The following is a 19,370-nucleotide window of genomic DNA, read 5'->3' as shown; positions in this document are numbered from 1 at the left end:
GTGTTAATAAATCTCTTTCCAAGCTGCTACAGTACTCTTCCCGATTTCGCTATCTACAATTTCTCCGCTTTCCGTCACCAATCGAATGCCAATATTTTCACTTGGGGAGTTTTTCAAGGCAGAGGCTAAATCTGGTTTGACGCGAAACCTACTATTATCTCCTTCTAGTTGAAAAACGCGATCGCCGACTTTGATATATAGATTGGCAATTCCCAAAGCTGCGTTTGCGGTTAAACAGTCTCTACTGATACGATGGTCAAACCAGCCATGACCAAAATTGCAATCGCGATCGCTATAAGCTAATAAGAAGCGTACCGAATCATTCCGCCAGAGGCTAACGACTTGTATTCTGGCGTTTGTATTTAAAATACGTCGATAAAAGAAGTTTTTATCGAAAATACCCACATACTCTCCCTCAAATGGATCGATAATTCTTACAGGTTGCGACCACGGCACGTCAATCCCTGGATCTAAAGCTGCCGATCGCACGATCGGGAGTTCTTGGGAAATCGCAGATGGAATAGAGATATATACTGTAGCGATCGCTAAAGACGCAAAACATAATTTGACTGCTTGACGCTTCAGCGAATGTCTAAAAACACAAGTTAGGCTGATGGAAGACATAGAGTAATACCAGAAAGTAAGCTATTTTCACTCTAGTACTTTCATTGTAGTCTTCTCCTCCTTTATCAAGCCGATCCATTGCCACCGATATCAACCTAGTACCAGTCGTCAGTTTTTTTAGTAGAGTGGGCAATGTCCATCTTACGCTTGAGTTTCACTCAAAAAAAACTATAATTTTTAAGCTATCTCAATTCGTAAAATTCGACCAGATTTTTTATATAAAGGTACTAAGATTGGAGTTAGGTATTTCAACCACCACGGTTGCAAACGGTGGGGATATTTGGCAAATTCGGTTAAATAATAAATTTCCTCTTTAACTCTAATTCCTACATTCCAAGTTTCTAGTTCTTGAGAATTGTCAATTCCCCAGCTAAATTGAGCGTTGGTTTTAGATACTGTATCGTGAGCTTGAGTATTCTTTGCTCGTTTAGAACTCAGCACGTCAAAAAGCATCTCGACTGGAGAAAACTGCTGGTGAATCTGCTGAAATAAGGTTCGTACTTCTGATGCTGTCAGATACATACTAACCCCTTCCATAATCATTAATACAGGTCGATCTTCTGCTCGATTAATTTTAGAAATCCATGCAGCATCTAAAAGCGAACTCGAAATTAACTGATAGCGATCGCTCGGAGTTACTAACTTGCGTTTTAGTTCGATGACTTCAGGGAAATCCACCTCATACCACTGCACCTCACCGTTATCGATGCGAAAAAATCGCGTGCAAAGTCCCGCACCTAAATTCACAACAATAGCTGTAGGATGAGTTTGCAGAAAATTTGAAACAGCGCGATCGTAAACTCTGGCACGAATAACACAACCTAGTTGAGATACCCATCCTTGACTATATTTCTCAAAGTCATAGTCTAACTTTTCGGCAATTTCTACTGCTTTTTCATCCTTGAGGATAGCATCTTGGCGTAAAGTTTCTACAGAACGAGCGTATAGAGTAATTGTTAGCGTTTCAGCCACACCCGTGAGTTTAGCAGTCGATTCTTTTACTTGACTCATAGTCTTTTAGATGCTGAAAAATTGGCTAGAGTTTTGGCGATCGCAAGTTTCAATCTATTCAAATTTATGCTGACATTGACGGCAAGCATGACATGGCTGAGTTCTGGGTTCAAAGTCGCGACAGGCAATTGCTGCTTCCGTACAGGCATTTATTGGGTTTACCGTGCATTTGAGCCGATAGTCGTTGGTGAAAAAGGCACACCCAGAACAGGGAATTTGATGTAGTGTTTTGATGCGATCGCTGGCTTTTTCAATGGAAAGGATGGCGCTAACGCAAGCGCCAATTGTCATTGCCCAAGCACAGCAAGCAAGAAAAATTGTCATTAACATTTGATTCCTATAGTTGGTTGCATGTCACGAGAGAGCTGCATTTCAAGATAATTTTGGCAGTGAAACCTAGATGTAATGAGACGAAGACAAACGAATTTTGCGTGTCAGCCGAGAATCTGGCTCACCGCACTTTTGGAACAGGCAAATTTTTTTGGAACACTCAAATTTTATTGATAATTACTTTCAATAAATTATTTGTATATAAAACTTAATATTTGCTGTCTGAACTCATACTGAAACCATGTTACTCAAACTAGACTACAGAAATTCATCTGTAGTCCCCCTGTTTAAGGGGGGTTGGGGGGATCTTCTCTGCCGTAGTCAAATGTAAATCAGTGCGTGATACTTGTAGGGGCGCACAGCCGTGCGCCCCTACAGATCGTGTTTTACCCAATTGAAAATTGCTATCAGTCGCACGTGCCAAACCTCCGTCAATAAAACAAATCAGGCGCTACAGCTAACTGCGCGCCCATACAGATTTATTACACTCAAACGAGAATTACTTACTCCGGTCGGTGGATAATTGTTTCCATCACCCGGCGCTTTGTTCTTGGCTCAATTCCGAATATTCGCAAATACTCATTTTGATATTCAGACAAATTGACTTCGAGCGCAGTAATTGCTTCTGATTCACCTACAATACTTTGACCGCAACTCTTCCAAGAATTAGTCCGAAATCGGCGTTTATCTACATGTTCGATACCAATGTGGTAGCCTTGCGCTATTAAATTTCGTACTTGCTCCAAAGTTTGTAAGCCAATTTGAGTTGATATTACCTCATTGTGACGATTATTATGAACTGGAAGCTCGTAAGATTCAACTGAGTTTACTACTCCACTACTAGCTTGGGGCAATTGAATACTTTCATTGACAAATCGATTCCCAGATTGCCAAACAGGAAGAGGCGTTTGTGTAGGTGAATAATTTTTTACTGGATTCTTTGCGGATTCTGCACCATTACCAAAGGGCGAAGTGACAGTTTCTGGCTGCGTTGATTTCGGTTTTTCTGGTGGCGCTGGAGGAGTATATTCTCTATAATACCTGTTTCCATCTAAAGCTCGATTATACTCTTTGACTAGCTGAGAACTCTGTACTTGTTGCTGCTCTTTCACCATCAAGTTACCCATTTCAATCAAACGGGATAGATTGAATTTGGGCTTGCTAAATTCTGGTGGTCGATCGGCACTATTTACAACTCTTCTCGATACCTGCTCTATACCAATTTTGAAGATAAAGTCGCGAATTTGCTCGTCGTAAATTCTAGAACGCAGGGCACTAAAGAAATCGACTGACTGGTTGGAGAAAGTATCGACTAACTGCTCTATTTCCCGTGATGAGAGTCCGTCGTCTGAATAAATTCCAGCTACGATACCGACTTTATCACTGCGATCGGGTTGCCAGTAAAATTTTTCCATTCTACCGTCTCGAATTAATGGCGCGTATAGAGTGGAAAAATCATTACCTGTAACAATAATTGGGACGCGATGTAAAGGTGTTTCGTCGTAACTACCAGGTAATTGTACGTTAGTTGGATTATCCGCAATATTCATCAACGTGGCGTTTACCAACTGAGTATTCACCGTATACTGAGTGCCTTCATCAAATCGTCCTGCGCCTGCATCGAGATCGTTAATCATGATGGCGCACATTTTACCCCGCACGCGGATCAATTCTGCTGTCTCTCGATAGCGCAGACGCAGCAAACGCGAAGGATCTCCAGCATCGGGGCTTTCCAATTCACCACCAGAAATATGAGTAATTTCTATCCCCATCTTCTCGAATACTAAATCGCACTGAAAAGATTTTCCCTCGCCTTTACGTCCGTGAACGCCTAAAATCAACGGTACGCGAATACCAGGAATATTTAAATAATTCTTGGTGATAAATACAGCGATTTTTTCGAGAAAACGAGGTGCAATGTAGTAATTCATGAATCTATCAGATAGGTCGAGCCGCTTAAACTTATCTTAAGTTTTTTTTGGTTGTTGCGATCGCTTTTTCTCGATCTACTTAAGATTGCTGTTGTGCTACTTTTCTCACAGCATCTATGTCTAATTGCAGTTGCTCGGCAATCTGTTCTACTGTTAATCCTGCTTTCAGTAACAAGGGTACTGCTGCTAGTTTACCTTCCTCTCTACCTTGTTCTCTACCTTGTTCTCTACCTTGCTCTCTACCTTGCTCTCTACCTTGCTCCAGCCCTTCTGCTAAAGCTTCCTGGTAGACTTTGGTTTGTTTTAGTTCGTTTAATCCCAACATCGCTTCTATCTCCTCTCTGCTCAAGTCTGGAAATTTGTAAACGAATACAGTTTCTACTAATTCTATAAATTTTCTCTGATTTCCGGCATCGGTTAATTCACGTCTAATTCTTCCTACCAACCGCCTACCCCGTTCCGAAGCAACCTCTTGTCTTAAACCAATGAGTTGCAATAAACTTAGTCCCAAAGATAGATTTTCAGTTTCGCCTAATTCATCTAAGTAGATGCGCTGGAATTGGGAACTAGATGCAAATACCCGATACTGTCTAGGTAAACCTGGATCTAAACTACGTCTGGTAAAAACTAAAATGGCTTGCCAATCATTAACTGGTTGGTAGTCGTGTAAATACAAAAAAATTTGGCTAAAAAAACTGGAATAAAGAACTTTTTTGCTGTCTTTATAACCTTGAACTTCGACAAAGACAATAGGTAAGTCAGTAGCGTAAATTGGCGGTACTAAAATACCATCTATCCGAAAGCTAGTTTGTTTGACTTCTTGGGAGGCAAAGCTGTAGGTAATATTTCTAGCGGATAAATTACCTATAAGTTCAAAAACGATACTTGGATCGGTTTGGAAAATTTCGTAGAATAGACTATCTGTTTGCACGGGCGATGCCAAAAGCGGTTTGCGAAGCAACCACCGCACTAAAAAATCCACAAAAGGAGAGGTAGAATCTACCCCTCCTTTCAAAACACTTTAACTATTTCTAGTTTTTAGTAGTATCTACCACCACTGCTGTTGGGTTTGTGAACCAAGAAGCTGAGGATTTGACACTGCTTGACGTTATCGAAACCAACGATCCGAATGTAGCAGTTGGAATACTGAGAACGGCAAGCTTGAACTTCATTCAATACTTCTTGAGTGCTTCCAGCTCCAAACAAAGGCAGCTTCCACATTGTCCAATAACACTCTGTTGGTTCAGAGCTTTCGTTGAACTCAATTGCTGGAATGTATCCTTGACTCAGAATGTACTGAACTTGACGACTAATTTGAGCGTCAGTTAGAGGAGGCAAATAAGATAGAGTTTCGTAGCGCCGATCTTTTGGTAGCGTTTGCATGGATTATCTCTGTGGGTTGCTGAAAAATTGATGATTGTCATTTGTCATTTGTCGTTTGTTGTAGAAACAACTAGTAACCAATAACTAATGACGATTTAAGGACTATCCAGATTGGTTTCTGAGGTAGTTTGCGGCTCAGAATCAAGGCTAGGATTTGTTTCTAGTTGCGTAATCCGCTCTAGATGCTGCTTGCGGTGTTGCATGTTGGCTTGCTGAATCCCAGCACGTACCATCTCAGGTAAGAAATCAGCCACTTCCTCCGCTAAATGTTCTCTGACAGTCATGATTCGCAATGCTAAATCAGGCTTTTCTCGAAACAAATTTTCTATGTACGCTTCGCCGTCTTGTATTCTGTCAGTCGCAGAAAAGCGATGCAGCCACAGTGCCAGAGGAGGGTTAGTTTCACCAATTTGCGCCAACACCGTTCTTACTGCCTGATAAGTTAGGTAGCTTTGCAGCGTCTTGGCTGTGTCCTTCGCAATTCGCTTTATATCCATGCTTGACCCCAGCCTTTGTAGAGTTATGAGGTATGAGTCGTGAGTTTTGAGTATTCTAGCTCACTCACCACTACGAAGCTAATGGGGCGCGAGGACACCTCGCCGCCCGCTGCTTCACCACTCACTACTCGCCACTGATTAGAGGGTATCAACTGCCTTGAACTCGAACTTGATTTCCTTCCACAGTTCGCAAGCAACAGCCAACTCAGGCGACCACTTAGCAGCTTCGCGAATTACATCGTTACCTTCGCGTGCCAAGTCACGTCCTTCGTTACGAGCTTGAACGCAAGCTTCTAGAGCTACGCGGTTAGCAGTTGCGCCAGGAGCGTTACCCCAAGGGTGACCGAGCGTCCCACCACCGAACTGCAAGCAGGAGTCATCACCAAAGATTTCTACTAGCGCTGGCATGTGCCAAATGTGGATACCACCAGAGGCTACAGGCATTACACCAGGCATGGAAGCCCAATCTTGAGTGAAGAAAATACCGCGAGAACGGTCTTCTTCAATGTAGTTTTCGCGCATCAGGTCAACGAAGCCCATCGTGATCCCGCGTTCGCCTTCTAGCTTACCGACTACTGTTCCAGAGTGCAGGTGGTCGCCACCAGACATCCGCAAGCACTTAGCTAATACGCGGAAGTGAATGCCGTGATTTCTCTGACGGTCGATTACGGCGTGCATAGCGCGGTGGATGTGGAGTAACAAACCATTATCGCGGCAATACTTCGCCAAAGTGGTGTTAGCAGTGAAACCACCAGTTAGGTAGTCGTGCATGATGATTGGCGTACCGAGTTCTTTAGCAAACTCAGCCCGCTTCATCATTTCTTCGCAGGTAGGAGCAGTAACATTAAGGTAATGACCCTTGACTTCACCTGTCTCTGCTTGTGCCTTGCCAATTGCTTCTTGAACGAATAGGAAGCGATCGCGCCAACGCATGAAAGGCTGAGAGTTAATATTCTCGTCGTCTTTGGTGAAGTCTAGACCACCGCGCAAGCACTCGTATACAGCCCGACCGTAGTTTTTCGCCGATAGACCGAGTTTGGGCTTAATCGTACAACCCAACAATGGACGACCGTACTTGTTTAGTTTGTCGCGCTCAACTTGAATCCCGTGGGGAGGTCCTTGGAATGTCTTCAGGTAGGCGACAGGAATTCTCATGTCTTCCAGACGCAGCGCTTTGAGGGCTTTGAAACCAAATACGTTACCTACAATCGAGGTCAACATATTAGTGACGGAGCCTTCCTCAAACAAGTCGAGAGGATAAGCCACAAAGCAGAAGAACTGGTTATCTTCACCTGGTACTGGCTCGATGTAATAACAACGACCTTTGTAGCGGTCTAGGTCGGTTAACAAATCCGTCCATACAGTCGTCCACGTACCAGTGGAGGATTCAGCAGCTACAGCCGCGCCAGCCTCTTCTGGAGGGACTCCAGGCTGAGGCGAGACACGGAAACAAGCCAGAACGTCTGTATCTTTGGGAGTGTAATCGGGGGTGTAATAAGTCAGTCGGTAATCTTTAACCCCTGCCTGGTAGCCCGATTTGGTCTGGGTTCTCGTTTGCGCGTAAGACATATTTTTCTTCCAAGAGTCAGTCTCTTCCACTCGCTAGTTAGTAAGTCTATTCCTTGCCAACCAACGCGGTTTTTAACAATATATCAAGAATTGAATTAGTTAAAATTTAAATGTACTGTACACATTTATAAAAATTTATTATTAAACTTGTATTTTATTAAATTTTGTTACAAATACTGCTGAATGTATCTGAATCAGTTACCAGTTATCAGTTATCAGTTATGAGAGGGCGCAGGGAGTAGAGAGCAGGGAGCAGGGAAAAACTTACCTCTTGCCTCTAACCAATTACCCATTACCCATTACCCATTACCACTCTCTTATGCCAATCACTACCCAGCAATTAATTCAATGGAAGCAACAAGGACAGACAATTGTTGCTCTAACTGCGTGGGATTACACTACGGGGCGATTGTTAGATGCTGCGGGAGTGGATTTAATTTTGGTAGGTGACTCTTTAGCAGTCATGCTGGGCTACGAGACTACTATACCTCTGACATTAGAAGAAATGTTACATCACGCTAAGGCAGTCCGCCGAGGCGTGAAAAGAGCGTTGTTAGTATTCGATTTGCCGTTTCTGACTTATCAGGAAAGCTTTCAGCAGGCTATGCATTCGGCGGGAAGGGCGTTGAAAGAAGCAGGGGCGCAGGCGGTGAAAATCGAAGGCGGACATCCGGCAATTATAGAAACTGTTTCGCGGTTGGTACAGGCGGGGATTCCAGTCATGGGACATATCGGTTTGACACCCCAATCGATCCATCAGCTGGGATTAAAGCAACAAGGTAAAACAACTACGGCGGGAGAGAAACTGATTGCTGAGGCGATCGCTCTCGAAGCAGCAGGAGCCTTTAGTATTGTCTTAGAACACATTCCATCAGACTTAGCGGCTCAGATTAGCCAAAAATTGACGATTCCTACTATAGGTATTGGTGCTGGTTCTAAGTGTGACGGGCAAGTATTAGTCACTGCCGATGTGTTGGGTTTGTCTGAACGGCAACCGCCCTTTGCCAAGGTGTATGTAAACTTAAGTGAAGCGATCGCTCGGGCAGTGCAAGATTATGCATCTGAGGTGAGAGAGCATAAATTTCCAACAAAATAGCGATCGCATCTTTTACTCTTCTAGGCAATTAAGCAAACCAAAAGCTTTTTCTCGCACGTAAGAGTTCGTATGCTCCGTAGCTTTGAGTAATAAATCCTTGACATCTTCTGAATAAATCAAACGTGAAAAAAGTAACTGGTCAAGTATACCAATTCCCCAAGATTGAATACTAGGGTCGCGATCGCTAAGAAATTCAGGAATCCATTTGAGAACGTGGCGATCGCCAACAACTCTCAAGAGTTCGATAGCAGAAATTTTAGTTTCAATACTTACTGTATTTGACTTGTAAAGTTCATAGCAATATTGCATCGCCGTTCGCGGATGCAGCCGCCACAAAATATGTCGAGTTAGTTCGCTACCAGGCTTACCTGAAATGTAGTAATCTACAGCGTTACGTAAATTTTCTTCTCCAATTAAAACTTCAATTGCTTGCAAAGCTAAATCGCTGCTACCGATTTCACTATATCCAGTTACACTGGCGGAATTTTCTACAAGCGCACCCACTTGTTGAGCCAGCAATTTCCAATCGACTATTTCAGGCATATTTTCTTACTTTGCTATTGGAGCATCCAATCTTAATTGTCATCGGTGGGCATTGCCCACTCGAAATTTCTAAAACATAACGAAACTAGTAAATCAGAAGAGAGAGCATAAATTCCCCTGGGGTGGGTTATTTAACGCACCCTACTAAGGAACTCGAATGCATTCCCATAAATTGCCTCATATTGTTTCAGCAATAAGCTACCGTCGTATAGTGAGCTGAGATTGGTTACTGCAAAATTATGGTTAATAGTAATACTGACAAGAGACAAGGGGGACAAGGGGGACAAGGGAGACAAGGGGGACAAGGGGGACAAGGGGGACAAGGGGGACAAGGGAGACAAGGGGGACAAGGGAGACAAGGAAGCAATTCTAGCCACCAGCCACTAGTCACGAACCACTCACCCCACACCCCATTACTAGGTTTAAATCAAGCACAACTCACCGCCTGGGTACAAGCACAAGGACAGCCAGCTTATCGCGGTAAGCAATTATACGATTGGATCTATCACAAAGGAGCGCGATCGCTATCTGAAATCTCAGTGTTTCCGAAACAATGGCGTAGTAGTGTAGAAAATGTTTCGATCGGGCGATCGCAAATTCATCATCGCACTGTAGCTCCTGATGAGACTGTCAAATACTTACTTCAACTTGCAGATAATCAAATTGTTGAAACTGTAGGTATCCCAACTGACAAGCGCCTTACCGTATGCGTCTCGACTCAAGTAGGGTGTCCGATGGCTTGCGATTTCTGCGCCACGGGTAAAGGGGGCTTTCGTCGCAACCTTGCCCCGCATGAAATTATCGATCAAGTTCTGACAGTCCAATCTGACTTTCAACGGCGCGTCAGCCACATTGTTTTTATGGGTATGGGCGAACCCTTGCTAAATACAGAAAATGTCGTGGCAGCGATTCAATCTCTGAACCAAGATGTGGGTATCGGACAGCGTTGCATGACTCTTTCTACTGTGGGAATTCCAGGGCGAATTCTTAAACTTGCTAAATACCAACTACAAGTTACCTTGGCGGTTAGCCTTCACGCCTCTAACCAAGCTACCAGAGAAAAACTGATTCCCAGCGCCCAAAAGTACTCTCTCCATGACTTACTTTCAGAATGTCGCGAGTACGTGCGTCTTACTGGTCGCCGCGTCACGTTTGAATATATCTTACTTGCTGGGGTAAATGACGGCATAAAACAAGCAGCTGAGCTAGCTCAGCTGCTACGAGGTTTTCAAAGTCACGTCAATCTAATTCCTTACAATCCGATTCGAGAAGCAGATTATCAGCGACCGAGTTCAAGTCAAATTCAGGCTTTTGTTAACGTCCTGAAGCAGCAACAGATCGCTGTGAGCGTCCGCTATTCCCGTGGATTGGAAGCAGAGGCGGCTTGCGGTCAACTACGGGCGCAGCAGCTACAGCCTTCATTGGGTTAATACCCGGCGCATATGCTTCTATAACTTTTCCTGTACGAGCGCACGTCACCATGAGATAGTCACAGCTATTGCATTGCGTGCGTGTTAGTTCGCTACTTAATACATAAAATCTTTCTGCTTCGCTGCCACAGTTGGAGCATCTAATCTGTTGTTTTATTTGCATTTGACAAACCTTTTGAGCCTAAGAATTTTTAAGAAAGAAGAAATAAAAACTGGAAGGTCAATCGAATATATAGTTGGGAACGCGATTGTTGAAATCTAGCTAGTCGATCCAGCTAGGTTTTGTCCGAGACAGTCATTTTTTTTCGTTCCAGTATATATTCTCGCAAGATTTCAGCTCAGTATCCATGCCACTTTTGGTAGAAAATATAAAAAGTTTGCGTGGACACTACTTCGATTTACTGCGATCCCCATGATGAATCCTTTGATTTTGTAGCTTAGATAACAGTGTTAACAGACTTTCTAATGGCAGTGAGCGTTGACTCACTACTAAGATAATCGGTAAACCGATCCCCGAGTCCAATCAATAATTTGACTCACGATCGGGTTTTCTCCTATCAATTTTTAACCATTTATTAAGGTTTGGTTTCCATCGAGAGTTAGATTGCTTGGATACGATCCCCAAGCGAAACAGATAGAAAAACGCCGAGCGCTTTTCTATCTACAAATTGTCAACTTATGTCAAATTAAATAGAAAAATTGGTCAATTTATGCTTTGAGGTGGGTGAAAATAGTTATAAATTTCCCCTGCCAAGCGAGAACCGATACCATCTACTGTTGCCAGTTGCTCGATACTGGCTTGGCGAATGTAGTCGATCGAGTGAAAATGCGCTAGGAGTTGTTTCTGGCGATGGTAGCCCAAACCAGGAATTTCTTCTAGACGCGATCGCCTCATCTTGTCGCTACGCTGCTGGCGGTGGAAACTGACAGCAAAGCGATGTGCTTCATCTCTCAGTCGCCTAAGTAATTGTACTCCCGATTGTTCCGCATCTGTCGCCAAAGGTTGAGATTCGCCTGGTAAAAAAATTTCTTCCCGCTGCTTGGCTAAGCTAACCACTCGCAAGTCTTCCATCAAGTTCATTTCTTGCAAGACAGCTACAACTGCCGATAATTGCCCCTTACCGCCATCAATCATCACTAAATCGGGCCAGTCGGGGTTTCCCACTCGTTGCATTTGCGGATCTTCCACGTATTTACGAAAGCGGCGTTGAATCACTTCCGCTAAACTGGCAAAGTCATCGGAATGACCAGCCGTAACCGTAGGATTTTTAATCTTGTAGTGACGATAGTATTGTTTGGCAGGTAAACCTTCAATAAACACCACTTGGGATGCAACCGCATTGGAACCCTGAATGTGAGAAATATCGTAGCCTTCAATTCGATGGGGTAAGTCGGGTAAGTCGAGAATGGCGGCTAGATCTTCCATAGCTTGGGAGTTGCGATCGCTCAATTTTTGCGTTCGTGCCAGTTCGTACTCGGCATTTCGTTCTACCATCTCGATCAATTCTGCTTTCAATGCCCTCTGGGGATTCACAATCGTGACTTTCCGCCCCTTACGTTGGCTTAACGCTGTCGCTAGCATCTCCGCTTCCGGTAATTCGTGCTGTACCAGAATTTCTGTAGGAATTTCTACATCGTCAGCAGTTTCATAATGTTGTTCTAAGACACGCTGTAAGATTGCTCCTGGTTCTAATTGGGGTGTGGGGTGTGGGGTGTGGGGTGTGGGGGCAGAAATTTCTAAATTGGGTGTGGGTAGGGGCGCATAGCTATGCGCCCCGACTTCGGCGACAAAACCGAGGCGACCGACGAGTTGTCCGGCACGAATTTGAAATAACTGAATGCAGGCGTGCTTTTCATCTGCTGCCAGGGCGATCGCATCTCGCGAGATCGTATCATCAGGTAGCGATACCTTTTGATCGGCATTCAGCGACTTTAAACCAGCAATTTGGTCGCGAATTCGTGCTGCTGATTCAAAATTTAATGCTTCGGCGCTAGCTTGCATTTGTGCGGTCAGGACATCGATCAATTCCTGCGTTCGTCCTTGGAAGACCATCGCTACCTTTTGCACGGTTTTGCGATATTCTTCTGGTGAAATTAGTTTTTGACATACCCCTGGACAGCGCCCTAAGTCGTAATTGAGACACGGACGGTCTTTAAATAACGGTTGCGGGCGTTGCCGCAGAGCAAAGATTCGCTTTGATAGCCGTTGAATCGTTCGCAGTAAGTGAGCGTCAGTGTATGGTCCGTAAAACTTGTCTTCTTTTTTACCTTGGCGGCGATTGCGCGTGATGAAGATGCGGGGATATTGCTCCGACCAGGTGATACAGACGTAAGGATATTTCTTGTCGTCTTTGAGTAGAACGTTGAAGTAAGGCTGATTTTGCTTGATGAGATTAGCTTCTAAAGCAAGGGCTTCTGCTTCTGTATCGGTAACGATAAACTCAATATCGGCAACCTGTCGCACCATCATAGCAATCCGATCGCTCAGTTGCTTGGGGTCGCGAAAATACGAACGTACCCGCGATCGCAGTTTGCGCGACTTGCCGATGTAAATAATGCGATCGCTGCTGTCGCGCATGAAATAAACCCCTGGTTCGGGAGGAATTTCTTTCAGCCGACTTTCTAATCGCTCTGGATCTCTTACCAGTGGTAATGTCTTCGATGCTGTCACTACCCTCTAAACCCGCTTGCCTTAAGTCTCTTCCTCTGTCATCCTATCAAACTGCACGCAGAAGGGTTGAGGATTGGCGGCTGGAGGTTACAGACTTTAGTTGAACTCTCTATACTGAGGGTGAAATCTCAATTCTCATTCCCAGACTTCGACTTGCTTCCTAATACCTACTAATAGTCAGAGAAGCTTTGTTTATTCCTTACCGCTCTTCTTACCTATTGATTTGCACCAAATTAATTCTAAAAAGAATATACTGATCGAATAAATTGTCTGCTTTAGCCGAGTTATTTATATTTCTATAATAGTAAATATACTCTTTTTATTTCTAAAGGCGTGATAAATTATACACCAACTATAAAGTATAAATTAAATTTGGGTTGCCAAAGATGAAATTCTCACAGATTGGCTAAATTCTACATTAGCTGAGATTAAATTGGTTCTAGAAGTCAAAAACGATAAGTTATTTGAGGAGCTTGCTGCAATAGGCTGAGTTATGAATATAGAAGAATTTGAACTGAACTATCGAAACGGTATTGATGACACGCTCAATCAACTTCAGACAGCGGTGTTGTTATTAGCACAACTAGAAGATCGAATTACAGTTATCGGTCAGGACTTACAAAATCTCAGCCAGACAGTAGAGGAGTTTGTGACGCAACAGCGCGATGAATGATTTCAGAAGAGGTTCTACGATCGCTGTAGTTCTTCTTCTATTGCCTGTTTCAAATCTCTCAAACTGACTGGCTTGACAAAATAACGCTTTGCACCCAATTTCAAAGCTCGCTGCTGGTCGGCTTTGAAAGCAAAAGCAGAAACCACAATAACTGGAATACTTTGATAGTCTTGTCTGCAACTCTTTTGTTCGAGTAAAGTATAACCGTCAATACCTGGTAACTTTAAGTCTAATAAAATTAGTTCGGGTCGAAAGTCAGCCAAAGCTTGAAAAAATCCAGTGCCATCCGCTAAACCCAAAACCTGGTATCCACAAAAAACTAGATAATCTTCCAACATCTGTCGATTGAGATAGTTATCTTCAACCAATAAAATTCGTTGTGGAATAGGGTTGGCTGGTGCAACCGATCCAGCGTTGCTCACTTGTGTAATTAAATAACTGTTGTTGCTTGTATCACACTTCAAAGTCTTATATTGAAGACCAATTTAAAACAAAACTGAATTTACATTTGCGACTAGTTGTTACTTAGCTAGTTATCATTCATATTAATCAAGCACAAGTATAATGGCAAATTGTCACCGAGCGAGCAGTTAGCGAGTGTCGGAAGCAAGCAAGGGTGCAATTACCAAAATTTTCTAATCTTTACTCTAATCATTTAAGAATTGAGCGATCCGATCCACAGCCGTTTCTAAAACATCAGGCGATTGAACCAGAGCAAAACGGACGTATCCTTCACCAGATTTACCAAAACCAGCACCGGGAGAAACTGCAACTCCAGTCGCTTCTACTAATTGAGTGCAAAAGCTGACGGAATCTCTATCCCAAGGTGCAGGCAGTTTTGCCCAGATATACATGGTTGCTTCAGGGATGGAAACTTGCCAGCCAATACGATGCAAAGCACTCACAAAGCGATCGCGGCGTTGGCGAAAAGTTTCTACCATTCTTTGCACTCCAGTTTGGTCGCCACTCAAAGCAGCGATCGCCCCATTTAATATGCCTCGATATTGATTAAAATCGACTGCGGCTTTCACCTGGCGCAAAGCTGCAATCAGTTGAGAATTACCGATTGCATATCCGACGCGGAAGCCTCCCATGTTATATGACTTAGAAAGGGTAAAAAACTCAATCGAAACGCTTTTCTCTGGATCGGCTTGCAAGATAGAAGGAGCTAGGGGAGAATTCGGAATTCGGAATTCGGAATTCGGAATTAATTGTGACTTGTGACTTGTGACTTGTAATTGCTCCCCCAGCCTCCTCAGTTCCCTCAGCTCCCTCAGCTCTGTTCTACTCCCTGCTCCCTGCTTCCTGCTCCCTAGTTCCTCAAACACCAAATCGACATAGGGGAAATCGTGGACTAAAACTAAATCGTGTTGTTGGCAAAAAGCGACTGCCTCGCGGAAGAAGGAAAGGGGTGCGACGGCGGTGGTGGGGTTGTGGGGATAACTCAGTACCATCATCCGCGCCTGTGCTAATACCGGGGCAGGAATGTCGGCTAAAACAGGTAAAAAATTATTTTCTGCCAGCAGGGGCATGGGATAAATTTGACCGCTAGCAAGGTAGACTCCGCCAGCATGGGAAGGATAGCCAGGATCGAGGAGTAAAGCAAAGTCTCCTGGGTTGAGTATGGCTAGAGGTAGATGGGCTGTCCCTTCTTGAGAGCCAATTAAGGGCAGAACTTCAGTTTGTGGATCGACAGCAATACCGAATTTTTGCTCGTACCACTGGGCTGCGGCTTGGCGAAAGTTTTGAGTGCCGTGAAAAAGTAAGTATCCGTGGGTTTTAGGGTCGTGGAGAGATTGGGCGATCGCTTCTGTAACGTGCGCTTCTGCGGATAGATCGGCAGAACCCAGGGACAGGTCGATCGCATCTCGCCCAGCTAATATTGCTCTTGCCTTTGCCCGATCCATATCGGCAAAAACATTCGCTTTCAAGCACTCTAAACGATTGGCAAACTGCATAATTTTTTGAGGAGTTAGGTAGAGGCGCACGGCTGTGCGCCCGTAGAAGTTTCTTATTGCTACAAATAGGTATCTAACATATCGGTAATTTTTTGTTTGCTCAGCGCTCCTTCGGAAGCAGCAATGACCTCCGTACTGCGAATTAAGCGCAGGGCAGGGACTCCTTCTACTTTGTACAGCTTGACTGTAGCAGGGTTAGGATCGACTTCCATTTTCACGACCTTGAGGCGATCGCTATAGTTCTCAGCGACCCAATCAATAGCAGGTGACATCAATCGGCAAGGACCACACCAAGAAGCCCAGAAGTAGATCAATACGGGTCGGTCAGCTTTTACAACTTCTGTTTCAAACTCTTTGTCTGCGATCTGAATTGCGTTGCTCATGTGACTATTCCTTAACAGCCTCTTTTACCACTCAACTATTATCAGTTATCAGTTATCAGTGTAGAGACGTTACATGTAACGTCTGTACAAAGTTATCAGTTATCAGTTATCACTGACCGATCGCTACTGACCGATGACTAATGACCAAACTGGTTTAAACATAAATGCCCAGTTTTCCCAAAATTCATCGGTTGCAGGTGTAGTACTCATAGTATTCTATCTAGCCCTTTGAATTGTCTTGGCGATCGACAGTGATTCCAGAGGATTTGTATGAGTTTTACTGCTATGCGACGAAAATGGGTTATGACTGCGTTAGCGATCGCTATTTTCACAGGTGTAGCCAGAACTAGCAGCGCTCGAACTGCACCAGCAACACCAACACCTTTATTCGAGCGAGTTGCCAGTTACAGTACGACGATCGCGGCGAATCAAAATCCAGCAGACATATATTATCCCCAACAGCCTCCTAAAGAGCAGGGGCGACAGCGATTTCCCGTTGCCTTACTGCTGCCAGGAGCAAATGTTGATAAGTCTAGTTATAGCGATTTCGCCAGAATTGTCGCTAGTTACGGGTTTGTTGTAGTCGTTCCCATTCAACAGCGATCGCTGCCTCAATTTGGATTTACAGGGCTGCTGCCGGATACTTCTCAAATCGACGCAGTTTTAAACCAAATTAAAACGGAAAAATCTAATTCTACTCCAATTGCGAAGATTGTCGATCCTCAAAAACTCACATTACTCGGTCACTCTGCTGGTGGTGCTGTCGGTTTATCTGCGATCGGCAACTTGTGTATTATTCCTGTTACGTGTGAGGGTTCCTTCAAACGTCCTAAAGAGCTTGTAGGTGGGGCATTTTTTGGCACAAGTCTGCGCGATCCAGCAACTCAAGAGTATATTCCCATCAAAAATGCTGGTATTCCTATTGCTCTGATTCAAGGCGATCGCGACAGCATTGCTTTACCCAAAAGAGCGCAAGTTACTTATGCCAATATCCAATCTCCGCCCAAAGCTCTAATTACCGTTTCAGGTGCAAATCATTACGGCATTACGAATACCAATAATCCACCAGGTCCAATCCCCGACTCTAATAAACCACAAATCGAGCAATCGCAGGCAGTAGAAACTGTAGCGCGTTGGAGTGCGCTGTTTTTACGGGCGGAGGTATTGGGCGATCGGCAAGCTTTCGATTACGTCTACAAAACGGGAGACGCTCGCGATCGCCGCGTCAGCGTTACTAGCCAACAGTGAACAGTTATCAGTTATCAGTTATCAGAAGGAGTCGTGGGGGCGGGTTCACCAAAGCTCTCTGACTGCGACGAAGATTTCGGGTGAACCCGCCCGTACAGGAATCGTAGGGGCGGGTGCGCGCAAATAGATGAACAACTTCAGCCGGAAATCTAGGCTCAAAACCCGCCCGTACAGGAGCCAAGAGTAATTTTAAATTTTAAATTTTGAATGCGTGAATTTTGAATTCTCCCCTTGTTTCCCTTGTCCTTCGTTGCCAAAATTTACAATTGATCCAACTGTTTTTTCAGGTCTTCTAACTCTGCATCCACAACTGGACTTTTGGCAGCAGTTGACTGCTCGTTTGCTTGTGGTAGAGAAGGTTGATTTGATGATGTTGCTGGACCTAGAGACATTTGAGCTTTTAATGCTGCTAGTTCGTCATCGACATCGCTACCAGCTTCTAATGCAGCAAATTGGCTTTCTAGATCGTTCCCAGCTAGTTCTCCAACCGCCTGCGCTCGGGCTTCTTGCATCATGACTTTTTCTTCCATGCGCTCGAAGGCTGCCATAGCACTGCTAGTTCCCATGCGTCCAACTGTGCCTTGTAGTTGTTCCTGCGCTTTAGCAGCAGAACTACGTGCTTTGAGCATATCTTTTTTCGTCTTCGCCTCAGAAATTTTACTTTCCAAAGCAATCAGGTTGCGCTTGAGGGTATCAATTTGAGTCAGTTGCCCATCTAAAGTAGCTTTGAGCGTATTTGCCGTTTCGAGATAAGTTTTCTTACGCTCTAGGGCTTGCCGAGCTAAGTTTTCATCGCCTTTTTGCAAAGCTAGACGGGCGTTACGATCCCACCTTTCTGATTCATTTTGGTTTTGTTTGTATTGCTGTTCGGTACGTTTCTGGGCAGCGATCGCTTGAGCAACACCTTGTCGCAACTGAATTAAATCTTCCTGCATTTCTAGAAGCGCTTGCTCTAGAATTTTTTCTGGATCTTCTGCCTTGCTGACTAAATCGTTGAGGTTAGATTTGACAACCCTGCTAATCCGGTCAAATAATCCCATAATTGTGCTTTTCCTTCGGAGTTCACGGTTTGAGTAGTAGGTAGCGAGTGCTGGCGCAGCACGAATGATTTATGTTTGCTCAAAGCAAAGTTAATTCATCTCTGCTTTTATTCTTAACATATGCCCTATATACAGTTATCAGTTATCGGTTATTAGTTATCAGGGTGTAGGGTGTAGGGTGTGGGGTGTGTGTGGTACGTGGTAACTGGTCACTGGTCACTGGTCACTGTTGGGTAGTTGCGGCGGGGGTGTTTGTCCTGAAAGTTGTGCTTTCATATTGGCAAGTTCAGAATCGATGTCGCTGCTGGCTTCTAGGGCGGCGAATTGTTTTTGCAAGTCGTCGCTACTTAATTCGGCGATCGCCTCTGATTGAGCTTCTAGCTGCAAAACTTTTTCTTCCATCCGCTCAAACGCACCCAGAGAACTCGTTGTATTGACACCCCCTATCATTTCATTTAGTCTTTGAGTAGCTTGTGCCGATCGCGCCCTAGCGATATACATATCTTTCTTAGTCCGCGCTTCAGAAATTTTGCTCTCCAGTGTTTGCAAATCTTTCTTCAGCCTGACGACGATGTTATTTTGCTGTTCGATTTGGGCTGTGAGAGCAGTAGCCGTGTCTTGATAGGATTTGCGGCGCGTCAGTGCTTCCCGTGCTAACACGTCGTTCCCTTGCTGTAGGGCAAGTTGAGCGCGACGATACCATTCTTCAGAGTTAGACTGAGCTTGGTGAGCCTGTCTTTCGGTGCGCTTTTGGGTGGCGATCGCCTGTGCTACAGCCTGTCGCAGTTGAACTAAATCTTCCTGCATATCCATGACCGTTTGCTCCAGAATTTTTTCTGGATCTTCCGCTTGCCCAACCAAGGCATTAAAATTAGCGCGAATAACTCTGAGGATGCGGTCAATCAATCCCATGACAGCTCTCCATTCTGATGAACGACTTAATTGGTGTTGTTCTGGCTTAAAGCTAAATCCCTCCAACCCGT

Annotated in this window: 19 protein-coding genes; 4 read left to right on the top strand and 15 right to left on the bottom strand. The window is 44.4% G+C overall.

The genetic code is table 11. The annotated features are described in order from the left end of the window. Positions 1-3 precede the first annotated feature (3 nt). From CHRO_RS26060 to CHRO_RS26025, 8 genes are all read right to left on the bottom strand, one after another. Positions 4-624, bottom strand: coding sequence for a hypothetical protein (locus CHRO_RS26060; protein ID WP_015157225.1), 621 nt, complete (start codon positions 622-624; stop codon positions 4-6). A 177-nt stretch (positions 625-801) separates the two neighbouring features. After that, positions 802-1,635, bottom strand: a complete 834-nt coding sequence (locus CHRO_RS26055) for a class I SAM-dependent methyltransferase (RefSeq protein ID WP_015157224.1) — start codon at positions 1,633-1,635, stop codon at positions 802-804. Between the two features lie 54 nt (positions 1,636-1,689). Next, the gene (locus CHRO_RS26050; RefSeq protein WP_015157223.1) at positions 1,690-1,965 is read right to left on the bottom strand and encodes a hypothetical protein; all 276 of its coding nucleotides are present in this window, start codon (positions 1,963-1,965) and stop codon (positions 1,690-1,692) included. 503 nt (positions 1,966-2,468) lie between these two features. Beyond that, on the bottom strand, positions 2,469-3,896 hold the full coding sequence (locus CHRO_RS26045) for a RuBisCO small subunit-like domain-containing protein (RefSeq protein WP_015157222.1): 1,428 nt from the start codon (positions 3,894-3,896) through the stop codon (positions 2,469-2,471). Positions 3,897-3,975: 79 nt separating this feature from the next. Beyond that, the gene (locus CHRO_RS26040) at positions 3,976-4,878 is read right to left on the bottom strand and encodes an Rpn family recombination-promoting nuclease/putative transposase (protein ID WP_219336033.1); all 903 of its coding nucleotides are present in this window, start codon (positions 4,876-4,878) and stop codon (positions 3,976-3,978) included. 56 nt (positions 4,879-4,934) lie between these two features. Continuing rightward, the gene (locus tag CHRO_RS26035) at positions 4,935-5,279 is read right to left on the bottom strand and encodes a ribulose bisphosphate carboxylase small subunit (RefSeq protein ID WP_015157220.1); all 345 of its coding nucleotides are present in this window, start codon (positions 5,277-5,279) and stop codon (positions 4,935-4,937) included. Between the two features lie 95 nt (positions 5,280-5,374). Further along, positions 5,375-5,776, bottom strand: a complete 402-nt coding sequence (gene rcbX, locus CHRO_RS26030; protein WP_015157219.1) for a RuBisCO chaperone RbcX — start codon at positions 5,774-5,776, stop codon at positions 5,375-5,377. A 138-nt stretch (positions 5,777-5,914) separates the two neighbouring features. Continuing rightward, positions 5,915-7,345 carry a form I ribulose bisphosphate carboxylase large subunit gene (locus CHRO_RS26025; protein ID WP_015157218.1) on the bottom strand — a complete coding sequence of 477 codons (1,431 nt, stop codon included), beginning with the start codon at positions 7,343-7,345 and terminating at the stop codon, positions 5,915-5,917. A gap of 319 nt (positions 7,346-7,664) precedes the next feature. Between CHRO_RS26025 and panB the strand changes: the two genes are divergently transcribed. Next, positions 7,665-8,441, top strand: a complete 777-nt coding sequence (gene panB, locus CHRO_RS26020; RefSeq protein WP_015157217.1) for a 3-methyl-2-oxobutanoate hydroxymethyltransferase — start codon at positions 7,665-7,667, stop codon at positions 8,439-8,441. Positions 8,442-8,453: 12 nt separating this feature from the next. Here panB and CHRO_RS26015 read toward each other — a convergent pair whose 3' ends face one another. Continuing rightward, entirely contained in the window at positions 8,454-8,984 is a 531-nt protein-coding gene (locus CHRO_RS26015) for a HEAT repeat domain-containing protein (RefSeq protein ID WP_015157216.1), read from the bottom strand. 239 nt (positions 8,985-9,223) lie between these two features. Here CHRO_RS26015 and rlmN point away from each other — a divergent pair, with 239 nt between their 5' ends. Next, positions 9,224-10,414, top strand: a complete 1,191-nt coding sequence (rlmN, locus tag CHRO_RS26010; RefSeq protein WP_015157215.1) for a dual-specificity RNA methyltransferase RlmN — start codon at positions 9,224-9,226, stop codon at positions 10,412-10,414. A gap of 703 nt (positions 10,415-11,117) precedes the next feature. Here the strand turns inward: rlmN and uvrC are convergent. Further along, on the bottom strand, positions 11,118-13,085 hold the full coding sequence (gene uvrC / locus CHRO_RS26005; protein WP_015157213.1) for an excinuclease ABC subunit UvrC: 1,968 nt from the start codon (positions 13,083-13,085) through the stop codon (positions 11,118-11,120). 493 nt (positions 13,086-13,578) lie between these two features. Between uvrC and CHRO_RS26000 the strand changes: the two genes are divergently transcribed. Further along, on the top strand, positions 13,579-13,758 hold the full coding sequence (locus CHRO_RS26000) for a hypothetical protein (protein WP_015157212.1): 180 nt from the start codon (positions 13,579-13,581) through the stop codon (positions 13,756-13,758). Between the two features lie 14 nt (positions 13,759-13,772). On the opposite strand, the gene CHRO_RS25995 is transcribed toward CHRO_RS26000, so the two are convergent. From CHRO_RS25995 to CHRO_RS25985, 3 genes are all read right to left on the bottom strand, one after another. Beyond that, positions 13,773-14,180: a response regulator gene (locus CHRO_RS25995; RefSeq protein WP_015157211.1), complete on the bottom strand. Its 408-nt coding sequence runs from the start codon at positions 14,178-14,180 to the stop codon at positions 13,773-13,775. Positions 14,181-14,405: 225 nt separating this feature from the next. After that, entirely contained in the window at positions 14,406-15,716 is a 1,311-nt protein-coding gene (locus tag CHRO_RS25990) for an LL-diaminopimelate aminotransferase (RefSeq protein ID WP_041462644.1), read from the bottom strand. 59 nt (positions 15,717-15,775) lie between these two features. After that, complete coding sequence (locus tag CHRO_RS25985) at positions 15,776-16,099, bottom strand: thioredoxin family protein (RefSeq protein WP_015157209.1); 324 nt, start codon at positions 16,097-16,099, stop codon at positions 15,776-15,778. Between the two features lie 270 nt (positions 16,100-16,369). Here CHRO_RS25985 and CHRO_RS25980 point away from each other — a divergent pair, with 270 nt between their 5' ends. Beyond that, positions 16,370-17,347, top strand: a complete 978-nt coding sequence (locus CHRO_RS25980; RefSeq protein WP_015157208.1) for an alpha/beta hydrolase family protein — start codon at positions 16,370-16,372, stop codon at positions 17,345-17,347. A 260-nt stretch (positions 17,348-17,607) separates the two neighbouring features. On the opposite strand, the gene CHRO_RS25975 is transcribed toward CHRO_RS25980, so the two are convergent. Both CHRO_RS25975 and CHRO_RS25970 read right to left on the bottom strand, forming a co-directional pair. After that, the gene (locus CHRO_RS25975) at positions 17,608-18,387 is read right to left on the bottom strand and encodes a PspA/IM30 family protein (protein ID WP_015157207.1); all 780 of its coding nucleotides are present in this window, start codon (positions 18,385-18,387) and stop codon (positions 17,608-17,610) included. Between the two features lie 216 nt (positions 18,388-18,603). Continuing rightward, positions 18,604-19,299 (bottom strand): PspA/IM30 family protein, encoded by a 696-nt coding sequence (locus tag CHRO_RS25970; protein WP_015157206.1) that lies wholly within the window; start codon positions 19,297-19,299, stop codon positions 18,604-18,606. Between the last annotated feature and the right edge of the window lie 71 nt (positions 19,300-19,370).

This window comes from Chroococcidiopsis thermalis PCC 7203, from assembly GCF_000317125.1.
Classification (GTDB): domain Bacteria; phylum Cyanobacteriota; class Cyanobacteriia; order Cyanobacteriales; family Chroococcidiopsidaceae; genus Chroococcidiopsis; species Chroococcidiopsis thermalis.
The sequence above is the reverse complement of the archived record's forward strand: the minus strand, read 5'-3'. Positions and strand labels throughout refer to the sequence as shown.